Below are 20,949 nucleotides of genomic sequence, written 5' to 3'. Positions count from 1 at the left end.
CCGACACCGGGGCAGACGGCACGTATGTCGACGTCAAGTTTCTCGACATGGAGGCTGTCGGTGAAGCCGGTCCGCCCGGTTCGGGCGCCCCACCCGCAGGCCGCCGGCGCAGCGACGCGTCGTGGTCAGTAGAACCGCGGTCCGGCGTCGGTGACCCTTGCCGCTTCGACCAGGCCGGGCTTGCCCTTGTCCACGGTCTGGCAGGTGTACTTGGTCTTCACGTCCAGCGGCACCAGCACGGCCTTGGGAATGTTGTTGCAGCGCACAAGTTCGGGGTCGTAGTTGCCGTAGAGCAGGCGGGCGGCGCCGTCTCGGGTAAGGACACCCTTGCGCGGGACCGCTTGGTACTTCACCACGTTGTCCGACCAGCCGGAGTTCTCGCCGATGGTCACATCCCACACCACCTCGAGGCCCTCGTAGGTGACCGTGCAGGTCACCTGCGTACCGGCCTTCGAGGCCACGTCATCCGGGCACTCGCCGACGGTCTTCCCTTCGGCCTTGGCCATGTCGAGAGTCTTGCGGCGCAGCTCGTACGCCAAATTCTTGCTGAACGGGGCGCCGGCGTCCGGAGACGGTTGCAGCTCCCCCTCCGGCATCTCCGGCGGCTCGGGCACTTTCTGCGGAAGCACGGGAAGGGCCGCCGCCGGCTTGGCACCGGCGTCGTCCGAGCCGGACCCTCCGCCCCCGCACCCCGTGACCAACAGGCCCACCGCACCGACCATGACGGCTGTAACGATCTTTATCCGCATGGCCGTCACCCTATCGAGGGGGCAACCAGCGCCGGACGGGGTCTCTCGCCCCGGCCTCTCCGACGAGGACCGACCCCGCCGACTCCCTAACCCTCCAGGAACACCGGATTGGTGAGCGCCACCTCGTACGGCAGCCCTTCCGGGGCGACGGTGTACGGGCCGAGGGCGATGTGCCAGGTCCCGGCCCGTACCGGCCCCGCGATGCAGCCGGGCGTCGCCTCGTCCGCCCGGATGACCGGGCCCCGAATTCCCGGACGCTCGGCTTCGCGCTCCGCGCGGCATACGTTGGGGCCGTCACCGGACCACGACGGAGGAGTCCTCGCATGCGGATCGCCACCACGATCTTCCTCACCGATGAGACGATCACGCCGCTGCGGCTCGCCCGCGAGCTCGAACAGCGCGGGTACGCCGGGCTCTATCTGCCCGAGCACACCCACATCCCCGTCAGCAGGGAAACCCCCTACCCGGCGGGCGGCGAACTCCCGCCCGAGTACGGCCGCACCCTCGACCCCTTCGTCGCCCTCGCCCAGGCCGCCGCCGTCACCGAACGCCTCGCTCTCGGCACCGGCATCACGCTCGTCGCCCAGCACGACCCGATCGACCTGGCGAAGCAGATCGCCACCCTCGACCATCTCTCGGGCGGCCGCTTCACGCTGGGCCTCGGCTACGGCTGGAACATCGAGGAAGCCGCGGACCACGGCGTGAACTGGTCGACGCGCCGGGAACTCGTCCGCGACCGGATGGCTCTGATGCGCGCCCTGTGGTCGGACGAACCGACCGCGTACGAGGGCGAGTTCGGCTCGGTCCGCGCCAGCCACGCGTACCCGAAGCCGGTCCAGGAACCCCGCGGCCCGGTGAACGGCCCCCGCACCCTGATCGGCGGGGCGGCGGGCCCGAAGCTGTTCACGCACATCGCGCAGTACGCGGACGGCTGGCTCCCGATCGGCGGCCGGGGCCTGACGGAGTCCGTACCGAAGCTCCGCGCGGCCTGGGAATCGGCCGGCCGTGACCCCAAGCACCTCCAGGTGGTCCCCTACGCGGTACTCCCGAGCCCTGGGAAGCTGGCGCACTACGCGGAACTGGGCATCGAGGAGGTCGTTCTGCAGCTGCCTCCGGCCGGAGAGGCGGAGGTACTGCGAGCGCTGGACGCGTATGCGGAGTTCCTGTAACTGCACGGTGCAACCAATTCGCCCCTTCTGTGCATCTTCATCAGTTGAAGATCGAGCGGGTCTGCTGAGCAGACCCGGGAGTGGGGAGAGCGATGAACAGGCCGCTGCGGCGCATAGCCATATTCTGCGGGCTGCTGGTGATGGCTCTGCTGCTGCGGGCGAACTGGCTCGGGTACGTCCAGAGCGAGTCGCTGGCCACCCATGAACGCAACAAACGGGTGCAGATCGCCCAGTTCGCCATCCCGCGCGGCGACATCATCGTGGGCGGCCGGGCGATCACCGGCTCCAAGGCGGTCGACGGCACGGACTTCAAGTACCAGCGGACCTTCAAGAACGGCCCCATGTACGCCCCGGTCACCGGCTACGCCTCCCAGGCGCAAGGCATGTCGCTCCTGGAGAAGACGTACGACAGCATCCTCAGCGGCCAGGACGACCGGTTCGCGTTCAGGCACGCCAAGGACATTCTCACCGGCGAGGAGCGGCGCGGCGGTGCGGTGGTCACCACGATCGATGCGAAGGCACAGGCGGCCGGGTACAAGGGACTGACCGACCTCGGCGCGCGCGGCGCGGTCGTCGCTCTCGACCCGCGTACGGGAAAGGTCCTGGCCCTGGTCTCCACACCCTCGTACGATCCGTCGGTCTTCGCCGGGAATTCGTTCAAGGAGGGCGACCGCTTCCAGGCACTCGTCAAAGACAAGAGCAAGCCGCTGGCCAACCGTCCGCTGCGCGAGACGTTCCCGCCCGGCTCCACGTTCAAGATCCTGACGGCGGCGGCGGCCCTGGAGAACGGCGTGGTGACCGACGTCGACGCGGCGTCCGACGCCGTCTCCCCGTATCCCCTGCCACTTTCCTCGAACAGGATCAGCAGTGAGGCCGGTGACGCGGTGTGCAGCAAGGCGTCCATGAAGACCGCGATGCAGTACTCCTGCAACAACGTCTTCCTCGACGCGGCGTCCAAGGTCGGCGCCGACAAGATGCGTGAGACCGCGGAGAAGTTCGGCTTCAACTCGGATGTCTACTCCGACGAGTTCGGTGACATGCTCGCCACCAGGAGCCTCTACCCGAAGGAACTGGACAAGCCCGGAACCGCACTCACGGGCATGGGCCAGGGCAGCCTCACCAGCACACCGATGCAGATGGCCATGGTGACCGCCGCGCTCGCCAACGACGGCAAGCTGATGCAGCCGTACATCGTCGAAGAGCTGCGCGGCCCGGACCTGTCGACCCTGGAGAAGCACGAACCGAAGCTCAAGAGCCAGGCCGTGTCCGAGGCGACGGCGAAGAAGGTCCAGGAAATGATGGAGTTCACCGCGAAGGAGGGCAGCGCCCAGCGGGCCCTGATCGACGGCGTCACGGTCGGCGGCAAGACCGGCACGGCGCAGCGCGGCGTGAATGTGAAGGACGAGGTGCCGTACGGCTGGTTCGTCTCGTACGGGAAGAAGGCCGACGGACGGTCGGTGGCGGTCGCGGTGTTCATCGACCCGACGGACATGGACATCTCCCGATCGGACATCTCCGGTGGCCGGCTGGGTGCGCCGATCGCGAAGAGCGTGATGGAGGCGGTACTGGGCAAGTAGCGGTCACCCCGACGTTCCTTACGTGCGAGGAAGCCGGGTTGATCAGTAGTCAGATCTCCGTGAGGAGTGTCGGCAGTTTGCGCATGTCGTCGAAGACCACGGTGTCCGGACCTTCCAGCCAGTGTGCCGGGGTCAGCCCGCCCGCGTAGCCGAGCACTCGCATACCGGCAGAACGGGCCGCCTGGACCCCGTACTTGCTGTCCTCGACGACGACGCAGGCCGCAGGAACCACCCCCATCTGCCGGGCCGCGTGGAGGAAGATGTCGGGGGCGGGCTTGCCGCGCGCGACTTCGCTCGCGCTGAAGATCCGGCCCTCGAAGTGTGAGTGGAGACCTGTGTGGCCGAGGGTGTGGCGCATCTTCTCGTGACTACCGCTTGACGCCACGCAGGTGGGGAGTGTGAGGGCGGCCAGCGCCTCGTGGATGCCGTCGACCGCGACGAGCTCGGTGTCCACGGCGGCGCGGTGGAGGTCCTCGAAGCGTTGCTGCCACGCGGCGGACCGGCCGGGCAGGTGGGCGTCGATCAGCTCGCCGACGGACGTGTTCGACCGGCCCACGAACTTCTCGATCACCTCGTCCGCCGTCAGCGGCCACCCCAGCTCGGCACCCACTTCGACCTGGATGCGTACGGCGATTCGTTCGCTGTCGACGAGTACGCCGTCGCAGTCGAATATGACGAGTTCAAGGGGAGGAGCAGCCATCGTGGTCATCCGGACAGGATAGGGACACCGCCGACCCCGACGTTCAGCACGTGCTCAGGCCGTCAGGACGTGCGGTTCGTCGGCCGCGCAGTCGTGGCAGTTGCCGGGGGTGGGGGAGCGGAAGGCGCGGTCGCAGTGGTCGCAGTTCTGGAGCGGGGTGGGCCGGTAGGCGGGTGTGGTGGGGGGTGGGAGGAGGGCGATGAGGCGGTGCCTCAAGAGTTTGGCCGGGAATTTGAGGGGCTGGGGGAGGTCCTGGGTGAGGGCGTGGCGGATGGCGGCCGGCGTGGCGCCGCGTTCGAACCAGGTGGCGACGGCGGGGGCGAGTTGCTCGATGTCACATGCGGTGAGGGTGATGTGGGGGCTGCGGCGGTGGAGTTCGGTGAGGAGCGCGGTGGCGGCGTGGAGGAGTTGGGGGAGGGGGTTGGCGGGTTGGGGAAGCGGTGGGGGCGGGGGCTTGGCTGCGGTGGGGGCGGGGACGTGGGGCGGTTCGGGGAGCGGTGGGGGCGTGGCGGTTACGGGGGTGGGGGGCAGTGGTGCCAGTGGTGCCGGTGGTGCGTGGATGGCGACCGGGGCGATGACCGGGGCCGGGGCTGGGTGGCTGGGCTTGGGGCGTCGTTTGGGGGCCGGGACGGGGCGGGCGCTGGTGGAGCCCGGCTGGTTGTACGAGCAGGTGCGGGTGACGACGCGGCCGTTGGGGAGACGTTCGCGGATGCGTTCCAGGTAGCCGTGGGCCTCGAGCTCCCGCAGGGCGGCGGCGATGCGGGCTTCGCTTTCCGGGAAGCGGTCGGCGAGGAACCTGATGCCGATCTTCGCCCCGGTGGGCAGCGACTGGATGTGGGTGGCGAGGCCGATCGCGAGGAGGGAGAGCTCGCGGTGCTGGGCGAGGTGGTTGCCGACGATGGTGAAGCGGGTGGTGTGCCGGGAATTGATGTGCATGACACCGGATGTCGGTGTGGCGTCCACGGGTACGCGGGACGGGGTGCGCGAGGGCGCGCTAATCTGCTGGGTATCCATCGGGAAGCGGTTCTCTTCCTCGGTGGTCAGGCCCTCGATCAGGATTGCCGTCCTGGCCGGGGGCCGACGCATGTCTGTTGTTGTGGGGGTGAGCATATGCCAGCCAACCGGTACGAAATCCAGCTCAGTTGGCGAACCTCACCCGTGCGAGTGACGCGCGCGGTGGGTGGCCGGGGTGGGGGTTGGGTGGGGAAGTTTCTTCTCCCCAAAGCCTTGAAGGCTTTTACGTCGGGGCCCGCCGAGTCGCGGCCGGCCGTGTCGCACTGCACCGAGTCGGGGGTGCCCTGATCCGGTGCAGTGCTGGTGGGGGCTCAGCCCTGCTGCGCGTACGCCACGAAGGCGGACCAGGTGGCGGGGGCGACGTCGAGGTGGGGGCCCGGGGTGTTCTTGGAGTCGCGGATGTGGACGGTGGTGGGGCAGGTTGCGACCTCGATGCAGTTGCCGCCTTCGCCCGTGCTGTAACTGGACTTGTGCCAGCCGTAGGCGACCTCGATGCAGTTGCCGCCTTCGCCGTCGCTGTGGCTGCTCTTGAACCAGTGCAGTTGCTCGGTGTTCATAGCTCTCCCAGCATCTTCTCGATCAGCGTCAGGGACTCCCTCGGGGTGAGAGCCTGCGCTCGGATGATCCCATAGCGCTCGCTGAAGACCCGGACCTCCTCGGAGTCTGTGATCAGCCGTGGATGTCCGTAGAGCTCTGTGTAAACCGCCTGCTGCCGGCCTTTGGGGGTGATCAGGGTGAACGTGCCGCCAATCGCAGGGTGTTCCTCGCGATGCGTCGGCATGACCTGGATCTCCACCGTCCGCAGCCTTCCGATGTGCAAGAGCCGTTGCAGCTGCTCTGTGTGGACGGCTCTGCCTCCGATTGGTCGCCGCAACGGGGTTTCTTCCAGTACGTAGCTGAAGGTCGGCGCAGGCCAGCGCTCGAAGATTTGTTGCCGATCCAACCGGTCGGCGACGCGCTTCTCGATGGTCGCCTCGTCCAGCAATGGGCGGCGCTGTGTGAAGACGGCCCGTGCGTATGCCTCCGTTTGAAGCAGGCCGGGCACGACCTGGGCGCTGTACTCGTGCAACGCAAGCGCATCCGCCTCCACCCGCGCATAGCTGCGGAACCAGTCCGGGTGCCGCGTCCGTGACCGCGACAACGCCTCCCGCACCTCATCGACCGCTGCCGCCAGCACGCCTCCCGCGTTCAGCAACGTGTCGGCACGCCCCAGGAAGTCCGGCTGCGGCGTCCGCACGCCCCGCTCCATCGCGGAGATCAGGTCCTCCCCGCAATGCGCAGCGAGCCCCAGATCCCTCTGGCTCAGGCCCGCGCGTTCGCGCAGCACCTTGAGCTGTTTGCCCAGCGCCCTGAACAGGTGTGCTGTGCCGTCCGACTCGGCCGGTCGTTCCGGTCGTTCTTCGCGTTCCGCGTTCGCCATTTACCCCGCACCGCTCTCTGTCCGCCCGGTCACGGCCGACGCCCCGTACAGCCGACCGGGCGGGCCCGTACAGCTCCTCGGAGTCGTGGTGTCACTCCTGGTCAGCGTACGAGGAACCGGACACGCTGAGTCACATGAACGCCGAAATCACCCTTGTGGGCGCCGAGTTCGTCCAGCGGTTCAGCGCCACCCGCCGAGGCGCGCGGCTCGCCCGTCGGCTCGCTGTGCATCAACTCGACGAGTGGGGTGTGCCGTACGGGAGCGAGCTCTCCGACGATGCCGCCGTGATCGTGTCCGAGCTGGCGGCCAACGCGGTGCTGCACGGACGCGTAGCGGGGCGGGACTTCGAACTGAGGCTCGTGGCCCTCGCGGGTACGCTCCGGATCGAGGTGTCGGACGCGCGGGGAGAGCGAGGGCCGGAGCCTCAACCGCCCCGGTCCGGTGCGGAATCGGGGTACGGGTTGCATCTGGTCGGGGCGCTGGCGGCGTCGTGGGGCGTGAAGGACCGGGGCGTGGGCAAGACGGTCTGGGCCGAGTTGGCCACGACCCCGTGACGGTCAGCCGACGCGGCCGAGGTGGATCACGAAGATGGTGACCTGGGCTTCTGCGACCTCGTACAGCACTCGATAGCGCCCGACATGCACGCGTCGCAGCCGGCGCCGGTGTGCGGACCGCCGTACGCATCAGGACGGGGGCGTTGTCGTCCCCCCGCGAAGGTGCACGTCGCGCGACGCCTGTTCAGCCCGTGCTCTCCCGAGCGCCGCAGACAACCCCACCCCATCCGAACAACGTGACACCACACCCCCTACATGTCACGTTGAGAAATGGTCAGGACCTGTGGATCGGCATCATCGTCCGTGAGGACGGCGTCGGCGCGCGGGCATGGTCGAAGGGCATTGCCTTGAACCAGGACGGTTCGGTTGCCGGTTTCACCTACGACGATCAGCTCGTGCGAACGAGTCAGGGCTGGCGCATCAGGCACCGCAAGGTCTCAGAGGGCGTTAAGTCCCATCTCTCTGGGTTCGTGATCGCTCGTTCGTGTGACTGGTTGCCGTTCGGGGTGGCGATTGGGCATGTGCATGCTCGGATATCGGCATGGAGTGTGGGCCGTATCCGAGCGACTTATCGGACGAGCAGTGGGCGTTGATCGAGCCGATGATCTTGTCCTGGAAGCAGGACCGTGTGGTGCGGTCGGCGACCAAGGATCCCGGGACCTGTGATCTCCGGGAGGTCGTGAACGCGATCTTCTACCAGAACCGGACGGGCTGCCAGTGGGGCGTTGTCAGGTTGTGTGGTGGCCTTCTCAGGCGGCGTGATCATCCGTCTGGTCGAATCGCTGGAGGGGCTGTCCGTGGTGACGCCGTCGTACCGGGGTTTCCGCTTCCCTCCGGAGGTCATCTCCCACTGCGTGTGGCTGTACCACCGCTTCAACCTGAGCCTGCGCGACATCGAGGAGCTGATGCTCGAGCGCGGCATCGAGGTCAGCCACGAGACAGTCCACCAGTGGACGCGCCGGTTCGGCCCGGCTTATGCCGCTGCTCTACGTCGGCGCCGTCCGGGGCCTGGTGACAAGTGGCGCTTGGACGAGGTGTTCGTCAAAATCAACGGCGTGCAGCGGTACCTGTGGCGGGCCGTGGACCAGCACGGGAACGTGCTCGACATCCTGCTGCAGAACCGGCGGGACGCGGCCGCGGCCAGGCGTTTCTTCCGGAAGCTGATGAAGAAGACCCGGTCGGTGCCCCGGTTGATCGTCACCGACAAGCTCCGCTCCTACGGCGTCGCCCACCGCCACGAGATGCCGTCGGTCGAACACCGCTCGCACAAGGGCCTGAACAACCGGGCCGAGAACTCCCACCAGCCGAGGAGGCAACGCGAGCGCGCGATGAAAGGCTTCCGATCGGTGGGTGTCGCACAACGGTTCCTGGCCGCGTTCAGCGGCATCTCACCCCACTTCCGACCCCGCCGTCACCTCCTCACCGCCCCGAACTACCGCGCCGAGGTGATCACCCGCTTCGCGATCTGGGACCAGATCACCGGCGTCGCCGGCCTGCCCGCCGTAGCCTGAGCCGCTGTCACCACCGAAGCCGAAACGCGTCGAACCGGCTCACACCCTCGAGCACTCGCTCAACCTGACAAAACCCTCTGACTCCACTTCAGGTTGGTGAGGCGTACTACGTCGCCGAAACGGGGGAGGTTCAGCGAGATGGCCGCCTCGTGCTCCTCGGCCGTCAGCGCGGCCATGCCTTCCTCGACAAACACCACGTCGTAGCCGTGATCGGCGGCTGCCCGCGCGGTGGATTCGACGCCGAGGTTTGTCGCGATGCCCGCGAACACCAAGGTATCGACGCCGCGCTGCTGGAGCAGCTCGTGTAGGCCAGTGCCGTAGAAGCCGCCGATGGTGCGCTTGACAACCACCGCGTCCGCGAGTTCGGCGACTGACGCGACCAGCTCACTCCCAGGCGGCTGTTCGGTGACGTTCGGACGTTCAACCCGGACTGCAATGACCGGTGCGCCGACGGCACGGCTCTCACCAGCCAGAGTGAGGGCGGCGTCGACCACCGCGTCTCCCGTGCGGGGTTCCAGCGGCAGACCGACGATCCGTTCCATCAGGTCGATCAGGACAAGTGCCGTACGCGCATGGTCGAGAGTTCGCATGACGCAACGGTAGTACTTCAGCGGTAGATGTGGTCTTGCTGAGGTCCCGGTGGGGAGACGGCTGCGGCCACCGCTGATCATCGTGAGGTGTGGCAGCACCTGCTCGGCCGGGCCACATGGACGCAGACCTCGTGCGCGACGAGCGGCCGGCGTCACGCCCACCGCCGGGAGCCGATCGAGCCCGGGCAGTCCGGCGTCCCGCCGATGGGGAACCCGCCACATCCCGGACGGCAAACTCATCTGGGCTGATCAGCAACTGCCAGCCAGTCCCATACGGCCTGACGCAGCGCCTGTTCAAGGCGGGTCCGGGCGCCCCGACCCAAGGTCCAGGTGCAGATCCATTCCACGGTTGGCCCAGTTAGTCCACATTTCCGGGCCACTAGCTGCATAGCCTCGACACCAATGCGGCTGAGACCGCGAGCGACCTCTGTAGGGGATCCCGAGGTCGACACGGCTGCCTGCTTTGGGTTTCCGGCCCGTACGCGTTGACCTGCTCGACCACCCACCTTTTCGGCTGTAGGACGAAGCCTTTGCCTTGGTCCTCTGGGTTGCGGCGGACGACCTCGACGGTGATGTCCAGCAGTGCACCGTGGATGATGACCTCGTCCTTGAATCCCTGGTCCACCAGGGCCTTCTCCAGGCGCATCCCGCACCGATCCGCTGCCTGGTCGAGCAGGGCCACCCCGGCGGCGTTGTCGTGTGCGGAGGCGGCCAGGACGACGACACCGATGATCAGTCCCAGCACGTCGACGGCCAGTCCCCGCTTGCGCCCCGGCGTCCGCTTGTTGGCGTCCAGTCCCGTCGTGGTTTTCGGGACTCCCGCGGCCGCGCGCACAGACTGGGTGTCGATGACCACGAGGGACGGGTCCTCTAATCGGCGGGCCTTCTCCCGCACTTGGCAGCGCAGGAGTTCCTGGATCCGCTGGTCGAGCCCGTCCTTGCGCCACAGCGTGAAGTAATAGAACACCGCCGACCAGGCGGGCAGGTCATGGGGCAGGTAGCGCCACTGGCAGCCCGTCCGGTTCTGGTAGAAGATCGCGTTCACGACCTCCCGGAGATCACAGGTCCCGGGATCCTTGGTCGCCGACCGCGCCACACGGTCCTGCTTCCAGGACAAGATCATCGGCTCGATCAACGCCCACTGCTCGTCCGATAAGTCGCTCGGATACGGCCCACGCTCCATGCCGATATCCGAGCATGCACATGCCCAATCGCCGCCCCGAACGGCAACCAGTCACACGAACGAGCGATCACGAACCCAGAGAGATGGGACTTAACGCCCTCTCAGCTCGTCGTGAGGCCCGGCGTGGGGTCGAACCACTCGTTCTGCCCGACTGAACGTGGCGGCTGACGCGCGCGGATGCTGGTGATCGTCTCGTTGATCCAGGACCTGTTGCGAAAGTGCTGGTCGCAGCCACTCGTTGATGGCTGAGGCCGGCACGGTCGCCTCGTATCAGATGCAGAGGCAAGGTGCCGCGAGCGGTCGAGCCGGTCGGCCGAGCCGGGTCACTTCGGGCGGTTGGCGGTGACCAGCCAGGCGGTGCTGCGCAGTCGCACCGCGCCGTTCTCCTCGTGGGGGCGCAGGATGTCCGTGAGTGCCTGGCGGGCGCGGTCCTGGGTCTCCTGGTCGACCTGGCTCATCAGGTGGCGTCCGGGACCGGAGCCCAGCAGGAAGGCGGCCGCGTCGTCGGCGTCCTGTCCCCACGTCCCCTGAGCCTCTACGCGTGCCGCGGTGATGTGCGTGAACCCGGCGGCGGACAGCAATTCACTGGTGCGGTCCGGGTCCGCCAGGGAGAACATTCCCGGACTTCCCGGCGTGCCGAAGCCTCCGACGGGCAGGATGTCGCGCAGTGTCGCGATGGCCTGGAGCCATTCGTTGCCCTCGGCGTCTGCGCCGCAGATGAACGCCATGCGGCCGCCGGGGCGCAGGGCCTGACCGATGTTGGTGAAGGCGGCGACAGGGTCGGCGAAGAACATCACCCCGTAACGGCTGATCACGACGTCGAACGAGCCCGGCGCGAAGGCGTGGACCTGGGCGTCTCCTTGCTCGAAGGACACGTTGCCGACGTTCTCGCGTCGCGCTGACTCGCGGGCGCGCTCCAGCATCGGCGCCGACAGGTCCAGACCCACGACCCGTCCGTCGAGCGCCTGGGGTGCGGCCAGGCGGGTCGTGCAGCCGGCTCCGCAGCCGATGTCCAGGACGTGGTCCTGTTCCCTGATCGCGGCGGCGGCGAGCAGGGGTTCGTTGAAGCCCGCGTTCACGGCGTCCCAGCGGTCCTGGTTCCGGGCCCAGTGGGTGCCCTCGTAACCGTTCCATGCCTGCGCCTGCCCGGTGTTGACGATGTGGTGCATCCGGTGCCTCCTGCTGGTGGGTGAGGGGTCTGCCCTGCCTAGAATGGGCATCCGCCCAAACAGTATGGGCGGATGCCCATTCCGGCAATCCCCTTCTTGCGCCGGGGTGTGCCGCAATCGCGTACCAGGAGAGGTCCTATGTCACCGCGTGGAGTAGCGATCCCCGATGTTCGCGAGCGGCTGTTCGCCGCCGCGGAGCGGGTCCTGGCCCGTGAGGGCCCAGCCGCCCTGACCGGCCGTGCGATCACCGGCGAGGCGGGCTGCGCCAAGGGGCTGTTGCACGCCCACTTCACCGGGCTGGACGAATTCGTCGCCGAGCTGGTCCTGGACCGGTTTGCGCGCACCGCACGGCAGGCCGGGGAGCTTGCCGGGCGAGCGGGCCGGGCGACTGTGGCCGAGAACCTCGTCACGGTCGCGCTCGCGCTCCTGACCTCCGCAGGCCCGACGGTCGCCGGTCTTGCCCTCACCCGCCCCGCCGCCGCCACCCGGGTGCGCCAGGCGCTGGAGGCCGGTGCACCCGGCTTCACGGCAATCCAGGACTCGATCAACGCATACCTGGGCGCCGAACAGCGGCTCGGGCGCCTCGCGGACGATGCCGACACCACCTCGCTCGCGCTCGCCGTCGTCGGAACCGTCCACCACCTGCTGATGACCAGCTGGGCCGGCGCACCGGACCCCCGCGACCAAGTGGAACGACTGGTCGCCCTGCTCGCCGGTGCTGCCGGGGCCGACCCCAACCGCACCACGGCCGCCCAGGAACTGTCCTGACAGCGGATCAAGCTCTGCGGTTATCGGTTCATGGGGGACTGTAAAGCCAACGGCGTGCTGTACGGGAGCGAGCTCTCCGACGATGCCGCCGTGATCGTGTCCGAGCCGGCGGCCAACGCGGTGCTGCACGGGCGGGTAGCGGGGCGGGACTTCGAACTGAGGCTCGTCGCCCTCGCGGGTACGCTCCGGATCGAGGTGTCGGACGCGCGGGGAGAGCGAGGGCCGGAGCCTCAACCGCCCCGGTCCGGCGCGGAATCGGGGTACGGCCTGCATCTGGTCGGGGTGCCGGCGACGTCGTGGGGCGTGAAGGGCCGGATCGTGGGAAAGACGGTCTGGGCGGAGTTACTTGCTGGTCATCATTGAGGCGGACACGGGACAGAGCCGATGCCCACCGCCCGGTGTCCTCCCGGTGGCAGGTCCGGCCGCCGCTGGTCAGCATGGGCACATGTCCCTCGATCAAGGAGGCCCCATGTCCATCGCGGTACTCGGAGCGACCGGTGGCCAGGGTGGCGCGGTGGCCGCCGCCCTGTTGGAGGCGGGGCATGCCGTGCGCGCCGTGGTGCGTGATCCCGGCAGCGGGCGGGCCAGGGCGCTGGCGGCGGCCGGAGCGGAGGTCGTCCCCGGCAACCTGTTCGACGCGGGCTCGCTCGCCGAGGCGTTCCGGGGCACGACGGCCGCGTTCGCCGTGACCACGCCGTTCCAGGACGGTCTGGAAGCGGAGGTGGCCCAGGGCGCGGCGATCGTACGGGCCGCCACGGACACCGCACTGCCGCATCTGGTGCTGGCCTCCGTCGCCAGTGCGGACCGCGCCACCGGCATCCCGCACTTCGAGACCAAGGCCAGGACCGAGGAGCTGCTCGCAGGCTCCGGACTTCCGGCGACGGTGGTGGCACCGACCTACTTCTACGACAACGCGCTGGGCGCGCTGGACGAGGTCGCCGCCGGCCTCCTCACCATGCCGCTTCCCGGCGACACCCCGCTCCAGCAGGTGGCACGGCAGGACCTGGGCCGGGTCGTGGCCGCGGTCGTGGCCGATCCGGACCGATGGATCGGGCAGCGGATCGAGGTGGCGGGCGACGATCCCACGCCGGTCCGGATGGCCGAGGAGATCGGACGGGCCGCGGGCGGCACGGTCGCGTTCCGGCAGACGCCGCTGGCGGACCTGTGCACCACCAGCCCCGACATGTTCGCCATGTACAGCTTTCTGGCGGACACCGGTTACCAGGTGGACCTGGAGGCATTGCGCACGCAGTTCCCCGGCGTCCCATGGACTTCGTACGGAGCATGGGTGAACGCCCAGAAGTGGCCGACGCCCCGCATCAGGACGACGTGACACCTGGGCCTGTGACACAGATGCGCCCCTGCCCGAGCCGCCCGGCTCGGGCAGGGGCGCCCCCGTGTCGGAGTGCGAGCAGTGCTCGTACGGGGATGACGGTGTCCGACAGCTCGTCGCGGCCCGGACGGGGCGCGCGCTGCTCATGAGGGAGCGGCTCCACCACCACTCTGGCCGAGCCCTGCTCCAGACATCTTGGCGGCAAGCTACGTGAGCTGCGTTTCACCATGGACGGCAGCGCAGTGCGGATCACCTACTGGCTCGCTCCCGAGAAGCGCATTGTGTTGCTGACGGTGTTCCGGAAGACCAAGCAGCGCGAGACTGCTGAGGTGGAGCGTGCTCAGCAAGCCCAAAAGGTGTGCGAGGCAGACCACGGTGCGGCAGAGCACAGCTATGACCGGAGTGAGGAGGAATAACTGTGGACCACTCCCAGTGGAAGACGCGACAGACCAGGAAGCTCCTGGGCGAGGCGGTCGAGGAGTCACCGGCCTACACCGAGGCCGGGTACACCTTCGCGTTGGGGCAGGCTGTCTACGACCGACGGACCGAACTCGGACTGTCGCAGACTGAACTGGCCCGTCGCGCAGGGATGACACAACCGCAGATCTCTCACATCGAGGGTGGTGACTCCGTGCCGACTCTGGCCTTGCTGACACGCCTGGCCAAGGCGCTGGACGCCTCGCTCACCATCGACCTGGACGGTGACACTTCGGCGTTTTCCTTTACTGCGCACGACTACTGCGCACGACAGCGGCCGACCCGATGAGGTCTCTGCGGACGGGCGTTCCTCGGCGGCTTGACGACGGCGGCACGGGCGCCGCTGAGAGGGCACCGGGCCCTTTTCGACGCGTACTCGTGCCCACGGCTCACATGACGGCAGGCACAGTCGTACGTACGCGTACGGGCCGGGCGCCCCGTCCGTGGTGGGGTGCCCGGCCCGCGTACGGGTACCGGAGGCGCGAAGTCAGCGCTTGATCTCCTTGATCTTGAGCATCCGCGTGATGACCTTGTCCAGCTCGTCGTCGGCGAAGACGTTCTTCCAGTCGTCGCGGACGATCGACTCGCGGCCGTAGTCCATCGCGATCAGGCACGCGTCGGAGAACGGGTTCGAGCCCTTGAGGGTGTTGGCCAGCGCCACCTGGGTGTGGCCCAGCAGCATCGCGCGGGCGGCCTTCTCCGGGACGCCCACCGTGTGGACGGTCTCGTGGAGGGCCTCGGTCAGCAGCGCGCCGACCATGCAGGCGATCGTCTCGACGAGGGTCGGCTCCAGGACGGCGAGCTGCTTCACGGTCACCCAGTGGACCTCGACGACCGGGGCGTACATCGTGGAGATGACGGCCTCGGCCAGCTCCTGGGCCTTCGGGTCGGCGGCCTCGGCGGCGGGCTCGAAGGAGGCGACGACCTCCTGCGGGGCGGCGATGCCGCCGAAGGTGTCGGCCCACTCCTCCTTCGTCGTGCGCTCCAGGAACACCGACGGGTGGCAGGGGTGGGCCACCGCGTTGTGCACGTCCGCGCGGCGGGTCAGCAGACCGGCATACGCGGCGGCCGGGTCCAGGGTCAGCAGGATCGCGCCCGGCTTCATGACCGGGACGAGCTGCTCGGAGACCTTGCCGAGGACGACGTCCGGCACGGCGAGGATCACGACATCCGCCCGCGCCGCCGCCTCGGCGCCGTCGGTCAGCTCGCGGCCGAGCTCGCGGATCAGCTCCTGGCCCTGGGGCGAGTTCTCGGCGAAGAGGGTGGTGAAGTCGCTCTTGACCAGGTTGTTGGAGACGCGCTGGCCCATCTTGCCGGCGGCCCCGATGACGGCAACGGTGGTGGATGCGGTCGTGGTTTCGGTGGCCATTACTTGCTCCTCATGAGGGTGTTGATGCTGTGCCGGGTCCACTGGTCCTCCAGGCGGGCGGTCTCGGTGAAATCGCCCTGCCAGGGGAGCCAGTGCTCCACGATCTGGTTGATGCCCTTCTCGTCCGGCCGGACCGTGTCGATCAGGTGGCCGTAGTCGAGGAGGCCCTCCCCGAGGAGGCAGCCGGCGAAGGTGAAGCCGACCCAGCCGTCACGGCGGGAGAACGAGAAGTCCTTGACGTGGATGTTCACCACGTAGGGGGCGGTGGCGTCGATGACGTCCACCGGGCGTTCGAGGCGGGCGACGCTGTTGCCCGGGTCGAGCACGACGCCCAGGTACGGGCTGTCCACGCCGCGTACGACGGACAGCAGGTCGTCGGTGGAGACCTGCTCGTACGTCTCCAGGCCGAGTGTCACGCCCGCCGCCGCGTACGTGGGGACGGCCTCGCGCAGCAGGCCGGTCGCCTCCGCCACGGACGGCCGGTGGCCCGCCGTGTTCAGCATCGAGCGGACCAGGGTGACGCCCAGGCGCCGCGCGATGCGGAGGTATTCGGCCAGGTGCCCGGTGCGCACGCCACGCGTGCCCAGTTCCAGCGTGATGCCGTACTCGGCCGCCGTGGCGCGTACCGCGTCCAGTTGCGCGTCGTCGAACGCCTCGATCAGCGGGTAGTCGCAGATCTGGAAGACCTCGCCGCCCAAATCCCGCGTCTGCGCCAGCATTTCGTGCACGGTGAGCGGCTTCGGGGCCCTCTCGGAAATCCGCCAGAAGAAGGCGTACGTGCTCAGTCCGTAAGCCATCAGGCCGCTCCTTCCAGGGAGTTGGCCGCAGTGGAGGCGTGCAGGGTCATCGCCTCGTCGAGGATGCGTTCCACCGCCGCCGGGTCGTGGGCGAAGCGGCCCAGGAACAGTCCGCCGACGCCCGTGCCCAGCTCGGTCAGCAGGCCGGGGCCCGCGCTGCCGCCGTAGATCACCCGGCTGCCGGTGAGGGCGGGCCGGGTGGCCAGCCAGGCCGTCAGGGCCTCGCAGACCGTGCGGATGTGCTCGGGGGAGGCCGGTTCGGGAGCGCCGATCGCCCACTGCGGCTCGTACGCGATGACGACCGGGGCGGGCGCGCCGTCGTGGGCGGCCGTGGCCAGGATGCGCGCCGCTTCCGCGACCGTGCGGGACGCCGCCTCGGCGGGGGCGACCGGGTCGAGCTCGCCGACGCAGAGGACCGGGGTGAGGCCGTTGCGCAGGGCGGCCGCCGTCTTCGCGGCCACCACCGTGTCGCCCTCGCCGAAGAGGCGGCGGCGCTCGGCGTGCCCGACCTCGGCGTAACTCGCGCCGATCTCCTTCAGGTGGGTGCCGCTGACCTCGCCCGTGTACGGGCCGGTGTCCTCGGTCGCCAGGTCCTGTGCCCCGGTCCGTACCGCCGTACCGGCGAGGATGCCGGCCACCGGGACGATCGCGGGGAACGCGGGCAGCACGAACAGTTCGGCGGTGCCGCTGGTCACGGCGGGGTGGCGGGCGGCCGTGCCGGCGATCCGGCGCGCCCAGTTCAGGGTCTCGTGGTGGCTGAAGTACATCTTCAGGCTCACCCCGATCGTGACCCGGGGGTGGTTCTGCGGAGCGGCGGACATCAGGCTGCGGCTTCCTGCTGGTTCTCGTAGTCGTTCATCAGGGCGACCTTGGCGGCCGACGCCGACGTCTCGTCGAAGCGGTACGTCAGCCACTCGGCGGCCAGCCGGCGGGCCAGCTCCAGGCCGACGACCCGCTGGCCGAAGGTGAGGACCTGGGCGTTGTTGGAGAGGACCGCGCGCTCGACGGAGAACGAGTCGTGGGCGGTGACGGCCCGGACGCCCTTGACCTTGTTGGCGGCGATGGCGACCCCGAGGCCGGTGCCGCAGACCAGCAGGGCACGGTCCGCCTCGCCGCGCGCGACCATTTCCGCGGCGGCGATGGCGACCTTCGGGTACGCGGTGTGCCCGTCGGCGTCGACACCCACATCGGTGACGGCGGCGACGAGGTCGCTGGCCTCCAGGTCCTTCTTGAGGGCTTCCTTGTAGGCGTGACCGGCGTCGTCGGAACCGACGACGATGCGGAGCCGGTCGGACGTCGGCCGGGTGGACGTCGGCCGGCTGGACGTCGACTGGTCGGGCATCGGCTGGTCGGGCATCAGTGCTTCTCCAGGGTCGTGGCGAGAACGGGGTGGACTGCGCGGACGATCAGGGCCAGGGAGTGGGCTCCGGCGTCCGGGGTGCCGAGGCTCTTCTCGGCGTGCGGGCGGGCCCGGCCCATCCGGGGGAGCAGATCGGCGGTGGCCGCCGCTGCCGCTCGCGCGGTGCTCGCGGCCGTGTCCCAGGCGGCGGGCAGGGGGTGCCCCTCGCCGGTGGCGGTGGTCAGGGCGGCGGCGAACGGGACGAGGACGTCGACCATCGTCTTGTCGCCGACCTCGGCCCCGCCCAGCCGCATGACGGCCGCCGACGCCTGTGCGACCCCGGCGGCGACCACGGGGGCCGTCGGCCGGTCGGTGTCGCCGAGCGCCGTGCCGACCGCCCGCAGGATGACGCCCCACAGGGCGCCGGAGGTGCCGCCCGCCCGGTCGGCCCAGGCGTCGGCGGCCCGGAGGAGAAGGGTGCCGGCGCCCGCCCCCGACTTCCCGGCGCGGACCGCTGCTTCGTACGCGCCCGTGGCGCCCCGTCGCATGCCGATGCCGTGGTCGCCGTCACCGGCGACCGCGTCGATCCGGCCCAGTTCGTCGGCGTGCGTGTCGACGGTGTCCTTGAGGGTGCGGAGGACGGCGAGGACGGTACGGGCCGCCGCGCGCGACTCGTCCGTCGCGGCCGGGACGGTGTCGTCGGCGGCCTGCTCCTCGATGTCGACGGTGACGAGGTCCGCCGCCTCGACCACGCCCTTGCGGTACGCGGGGGCGTCCGCCGGGGCCGTCCACAGCGGCTCCAGCTCGTCGGTCAGCCAGCACAGGGTGAGCGAGACGCCCGCCATGTCGAAGCTGGTCACCAGCTCACCGACCTCCGGGTCGACGGCCTGCACCCCGGCCTCGGCGAGCAGCTGGGCCACCCGGCGGTAGACGACGAACAGCTCCTCGTACTTCACCGAGCCGAGCCCGTTGAGGATGACGGCCGCGCGCTGTCCGCGCGGGCTGTCCACGCCCTCGGGGAGTTCGCCGAGCACGGTCTCCACCAGCAGCTCGGCCGCCCCGTCGGCGGTCGGGACGGACTGCTCGCCCATGCCGGGCTCGCCGTGGATGCCGAGGCCGACGGCCATCCGGCCTTCGGGGACGGTGAACAGCGGGTGGCCGGCGCCCGGCAGCGTGCAGCCGGAGAACGCGACACCGAACGAGCGGGTGCGGGCGTTGGCCAGCCCGGCGATACGGGTCACCTCGGCCAGGTCGTGCCCGGCCTCGGCGGCGGCGGCCGCCGCCTTGAAGACCACCAGGTCACCGGCGACCCCACGACGCTTGTGGGCCTCGGCAGGGGAGGCGCTGGACATGTCGTCGGTGACGCCGAGCGTGCGGGTGGGTATGCCCTCGGCGGCCAACTGCTCGGCGGCCTGCCCGAAGTGGAGGACGTCGCCCGCGTAGTTTCCGTACGCGAGGAGGACACCGCCACCGGTCTGGGCGGCCCTCGCGACCTGGCGGACCTGGTGGGCGGAGGGCGAGGCGAAGACGTTGCCGACCGCGGCGCCGTGTGCGAGGCCCTGGCCCACCAGGCCGGAGAAGGCCGGGTAGTGGCCGGAGCCGCCGCCCACGACGACGGCGACCTGGCCGGGTGCGGTGCGGGTCGCGCGGACCACGCCGCCGGGGACCTTACGGACCCGGCGCGGGTGGGCGGCGACGAAGCCTTCGAGCGCCTCGTCGGCGAAGGCGGCGGGGTCGTTGAACAGGCGGGTCATCAGTGCGCCTCCACGAGGGACCGGCCCCGGCCCGCGTCCTGGCCCTTGGACCGGTTCGCGAGCCACAGCATCAGCGCGGCGGACATGAGCATGAAGGCGCCGACCAGGAACAGCGGCAGGTAGTAGTCGCCGCTGAAGTCCTTCAGCCAGCCGGTGACGTATCCGGCGGCGAAACCGGCCACGTTGCCCGCGGTGTTGATCAGTGCGATACCGGCCGCCGCGGCGGCGCCCGTGAGGAACTGCGACGGCACCGACCAGAAGACCGGCAGCGCGGCGAAGATCGCACACGCGGTGATCGTGATGACCGCGACGGTGGCGGCGGGCGAACCCATGTAGAGGGCGATCGGGATGGAGAGGCCGCCGACGACGGCCGGGCCCGCGATGTGCCACTTGCCGACGCCGTGCTTGGTGGCGTGCCGCGACCAGAAGAACAGGACGATCGCGGCCGGGAGGTACGGGATGGCCGTGATCAGGGCCTTGTCCATGACGCTGAACGAGGTGCCGAACTGCTCCTGGAAGCCGTTGATGATCGTCGGCAGGAAGAACGCCAGGGCGTACAGGCCGTAGATGAAGCCGAAGTAGATCAGCGCCAGGGTCCAGACGCGGCTGTTGGTGAAGGCGGCCTTCAGGGCCTCGCGACCGTGGTTCGTCTTCTCGTCCGCGCCGGTCTTCGTGGCGTTCTCGGCGGCCAGTTCGGCGGTCAGCCACTCCTTCTCGGAGGCCGTCAGCCACTTCGCGTCGGCCGGCCGGTCGATCAGGTAGAACCAGGCGACGATCCCGAGCAGGATCGCCGGGATGGACACGCCGAGGAACATCACGCGCCAGCCTTCGAGGCCGAAGAGCCCGTGCTGGTTGATGAACCAGCCGGCCAGCGGGGCGCCGATCACGGTGGTCAGCGGCTGGGCGAGGTAGAAGAGGCCGAGCACCTTCGTACGGTGCCTGGAGGGCACCCACTGGCTCAGGAAGAGGATCGCACCGGGGAAGAAACCGGCCTCGGCGACACCGAGCAGGAACCTCAGCGTGTAGAGCTGCTCGCTGTTCTGCACCCAGGTGAACAGCAGCGCGACGATGCCCCAGGACACCATGATCCGGGCCAGCCAGCGGCGGGCGCCGAACTTGTGCAGCGCCATGTTGCTGGGCACTTCGAGAATGATGTAACCGATGAAGAAGATTCCCGAGGCGAAGCCGAACTGCGCCGCGGTGAGCGCGAGGTCCTGGCCCATGCCGTTCGGCTCGGCGAAGGAGACCGCAGTCCGGTCCAGATAGTTCACGAAGAACATCAGGGCCACGAACGGGACGAGCCGGGTCGAGACCTTCTTGATGGCCGATCTCTCGACGGCCGATCTCTCGGCTGAATGCGCGGTGGCGCCCATGGAGACTCCTCGGTTCCCGGACCGCTTTGTCCGGCTCTATGTCACATGGCGACAAAGGGGGGATAGGGGAGAAACGCCCATGTCCGACCCGCTGACAGCACAC

22 protein-coding genes and 2 pseudogenes are annotated in these 20,949 nt (G+C 69.3%); 10 read left to right on the top strand and 14 right to left on the bottom strand.

The window, feature by feature from the left end:
* Window positions 1-125 precede the first annotated feature (125 nt).
* Complete coding sequence (locus ACFVV1_RS07590; protein ID WP_389985934.1) at window positions 126-749, bottom strand: hypothetical protein; 624 nt, start codon at window positions 747-749, stop codon at window positions 126-128.
* Window positions 750-1,072: 323 nt separating this feature from the next.
* On the opposite strand from ACFVV1_RS07590, the gene ACFVV1_RS07585 reads away from it, so the two are divergent.
* Entirely contained in the window at window positions 1,073-1,918 is an 846-nt protein-coding gene (locus tag ACFVV1_RS07585; RefSeq protein ID WP_389985931.1) for an LLM class F420-dependent oxidoreductase, read from the top strand.
* Window positions 1,919-2,010: 92 nt separating this feature from the next.
* Window positions 2,011-3,495, top strand: coding sequence for a peptidoglycan D,D-transpeptidase FtsI family protein (locus ACFVV1_RS07580; RefSeq protein ID WP_389985928.1), 1,485 nt, complete (start codon window positions 2,011-2,013; stop codon window positions 3,493-3,495).
* Between the two features lie 49 nt (window positions 3,496-3,544).
* Here ACFVV1_RS07580 and ACFVV1_RS07575 read toward each other — a convergent pair whose 3' ends face one another.
* The 4 genes from ACFVV1_RS07575 to ACFVV1_RS07560 all read right to left on the bottom strand — a co-directional run bounded on the left by ACFVV1_RS07575 (window position 3,545) and on the right by ACFVV1_RS07560 (window position 6,629).
* On the bottom strand, window positions 3,545-4,195 hold the full coding sequence (locus tag ACFVV1_RS07575; protein ID WP_389986379.1) for an HAD family hydrolase: 651 nt from the start codon (window positions 4,193-4,195) through the stop codon (window positions 3,545-3,547).
* 54 nt (window positions 4,196-4,249) lie between these two features.
* On the bottom strand, window positions 4,250-5,209 hold the full coding sequence (locus ACFVV1_RS07570) for a helix-turn-helix domain-containing protein (RefSeq protein WP_389986376.1): 960 nt from the start codon (window positions 5,207-5,209) through the stop codon (window positions 4,250-4,252).
* 311 nt (window positions 5,210-5,520) lie between these two features.
* Window positions 5,521-5,766, bottom strand: coding sequence for a DUF397 domain-containing protein (locus tag ACFVV1_RS07565; protein WP_389985925.1), 246 nt, complete (start codon window positions 5,764-5,766; stop codon window positions 5,521-5,523).
* Complete coding sequence (locus ACFVV1_RS07560; RefSeq protein WP_389985922.1) at window positions 5,763-6,629, bottom strand: Scr1 family TA system antitoxin-like transcriptional regulator; 867 nt, start codon at window positions 6,627-6,629, stop codon at window positions 5,763-5,765. The genes ACFVV1_RS07565 and ACFVV1_RS07560 overlap by 4 nt, the downstream gene beginning before the upstream one ends.
* A gap of 134 nt (window positions 6,630-6,763) precedes the next feature.
* Here ACFVV1_RS07560 and ACFVV1_RS07555 point away from each other — a divergent pair, with 134 nt between their 5' ends.
* The 3 genes and pseudogenes from ACFVV1_RS07555 to ACFVV1_RS07545 all read left to right on the top strand — a co-directional run bounded on the left by ACFVV1_RS07555 (window position 6,764) and on the right by ACFVV1_RS07545 (window position 8,694).
* Window positions 6,764-7,183 (top strand): ATP-binding protein, encoded by a 420-nt coding sequence (locus ACFVV1_RS07555; RefSeq protein ID WP_389985919.1) that lies wholly within the window; start codon window positions 6,764-6,766, stop codon window positions 7,181-7,183.
* Window positions 7,184-7,724: 541 nt separating this feature from the next.
* Window positions 7,725-7,916 (top strand): annotated as a pseudogene (locus ACFVV1_RS07550) (transposase); the annotation flags it as partial.
* A 64-nt stretch (window positions 7,917-7,980) separates the two neighbouring features.
* Window positions 7,981-8,694 carry an IS6 family transposase gene (locus ACFVV1_RS07545; RefSeq protein ID WP_389985916.1) on the top strand — a complete coding sequence of 238 codons (714 nt, stop codon included), beginning with the start codon at window positions 7,981-7,983 and terminating at the stop codon, window positions 8,692-8,694.
* Between the two features lie 59 nt (window positions 8,695-8,753).
* On the opposite strand, the gene ACFVV1_RS07540 is transcribed toward ACFVV1_RS07545, so the two are convergent.
* From ACFVV1_RS07540 to ACFVV1_RS07530, 3 genes are all read right to left on the bottom strand, one after another.
* The gene (locus ACFVV1_RS07540; protein ID WP_389985913.1) at window positions 8,754-9,284 is read right to left on the bottom strand and encodes an isochorismatase family protein; all 531 of its coding nucleotides are present in this window, start codon (window positions 9,282-9,284) and stop codon (window positions 8,754-8,756) included.
* A gap of 379 nt (window positions 9,285-9,663) precedes the next feature.
* Complete coding sequence (locus tag ACFVV1_RS07535) at window positions 9,664-10,467, bottom strand: IS5 family transposase (protein ID WP_389985910.1); 804 nt, start codon at window positions 10,465-10,467, stop codon at window positions 9,664-9,666.
* Window positions 10,468-10,790: 323 nt separating this feature from the next.
* The gene (locus ACFVV1_RS07530; protein WP_389985907.1) at window positions 10,791-11,636 is read right to left on the bottom strand and encodes a class I SAM-dependent methyltransferase; all 846 of its coding nucleotides are present in this window, start codon (window positions 11,634-11,636) and stop codon (window positions 10,791-10,793) included.
* Between the two features lie 138 nt (window positions 11,637-11,774).
* Between ACFVV1_RS07530 and ACFVV1_RS07525 the strand changes: the two genes are divergently transcribed.
* The 5 genes and pseudogenes from ACFVV1_RS07525 (at window position 11,775) to ACFVV1_RS07505 (ending at window position 14,503) form a co-directional block, all read left to right on the top strand.
* Window positions 11,775-12,404: a TetR family transcriptional regulator gene (locus tag ACFVV1_RS07525; RefSeq protein WP_389985904.1), complete on the top strand. Its 630-nt coding sequence runs from the start codon at window positions 11,775-11,777 to the stop codon at window positions 12,402-12,404.
* 30 nt (window positions 12,405-12,434) lie between these two features.
* Complete coding sequence (locus ACFVV1_RS07520; RefSeq protein ID WP_389985901.1) at window positions 12,435-12,767, top strand: ATP-binding protein; 333 nt, start codon at window positions 12,435-12,437, stop codon at window positions 12,765-12,767.
* A 106-nt stretch (window positions 12,768-12,873) separates the two neighbouring features.
* The gene (locus tag ACFVV1_RS07515) at window positions 12,874-13,737 is read left to right on the top strand and encodes an NmrA family NAD(P)-binding protein (protein ID WP_389985898.1); all 864 of its coding nucleotides are present in this window, start codon (window positions 12,874-12,876) and stop codon (window positions 13,735-13,737) included.
* A 164-nt stretch (window positions 13,738-13,901) separates the two neighbouring features.
* Window positions 13,902-14,153: pseudogene (locus ACFVV1_RS07510) on the top strand (type II toxin-antitoxin system RelE/ParE family toxin); the annotation flags it as partial.
* A 2-nt stretch (window positions 14,154-14,155) separates the two neighbouring features.
* Window positions 14,156-14,503: a helix-turn-helix domain-containing protein gene (locus ACFVV1_RS07505; RefSeq protein ID WP_389985894.1), complete on the top strand. Its 348-nt coding sequence runs from the start codon at window positions 14,156-14,158 to the stop codon at window positions 14,501-14,503.
* Between the two features lie 198 nt (window positions 14,504-14,701).
* Here the strand turns inward: ACFVV1_RS07505 and ACFVV1_RS07500 are convergent, their stop codons facing one another.
* Genes ACFVV1_RS07500 through ACFVV1_RS07475 form a run of 6 tightly spaced genes read right to left on the bottom strand, consistent with a single transcriptional unit; the run spans window position 14,702 to window position 20,846 of the window.
* Window positions 14,702-15,583 carry a phosphogluconate dehydrogenase C-terminal domain-containing protein gene (locus ACFVV1_RS07500; protein ID WP_389985891.1) on the bottom strand — a complete coding sequence of 294 codons (882 nt, stop codon included), beginning with the start codon at window positions 15,581-15,583 and terminating at the stop codon, window positions 14,702-14,704.
* Window positions 15,583-16,380, bottom strand: a complete 798-nt coding sequence (locus tag ACFVV1_RS07495; RefSeq protein WP_389985888.1) for a sugar phosphate isomerase/epimerase family protein — start codon at window positions 16,378-16,380, stop codon at window positions 15,583-15,585. Before ACFVV1_RS07495 ends, ACFVV1_RS07500 begins: the two co-directional genes overlap by 1 nt.
* Entirely contained in the window at window positions 16,380-17,201 is an 822-nt protein-coding gene (locus ACFVV1_RS07490; protein WP_389985885.1) for a triose-phosphate isomerase, read from the bottom strand. Before ACFVV1_RS07490 ends, ACFVV1_RS07495 begins: the two co-directional genes overlap by 1 nt.
* Entirely contained in the window at window positions 17,201-17,722 is a 522-nt protein-coding gene (locus tag ACFVV1_RS07485; protein WP_389986373.1) for a ribose-5-phosphate isomerase, read from the bottom strand. The genes ACFVV1_RS07490 and ACFVV1_RS07485 overlap by 1 nt, the downstream gene beginning before the upstream one ends.
* Before the next feature lie 14 nt (window positions 17,723-17,736).
* Window positions 17,737-19,473, bottom strand: coding sequence for a dihydroxyacetone kinase family protein (locus ACFVV1_RS07480; RefSeq protein WP_389985882.1), 1,737 nt, complete (start codon window positions 19,471-19,473; stop codon window positions 17,737-17,739).
* On the bottom strand, window positions 19,473-20,846 hold the full coding sequence (locus ACFVV1_RS07475) for an MFS transporter (RefSeq protein ID WP_389985879.1): 1,374 nt from the start codon (window positions 20,844-20,846) through the stop codon (window positions 19,473-19,475). Before ACFVV1_RS07475 ends, ACFVV1_RS07480 begins: the two co-directional genes overlap by 1 nt.
* Between the last annotated feature and the right edge of the window lie 103 nt (window positions 20,847-20,949).

It is taken from the genome of Streptomyces sp. NPDC058092, from assembly GCF_042884935.1.
Classification (GTDB): Bacteria; Actinomycetota; Actinomycetes; order Streptomycetales; family Streptomycetaceae; genus Streptomyces.
This window is presented reverse-complemented; position numbering and strand designations above follow the sequence as displayed.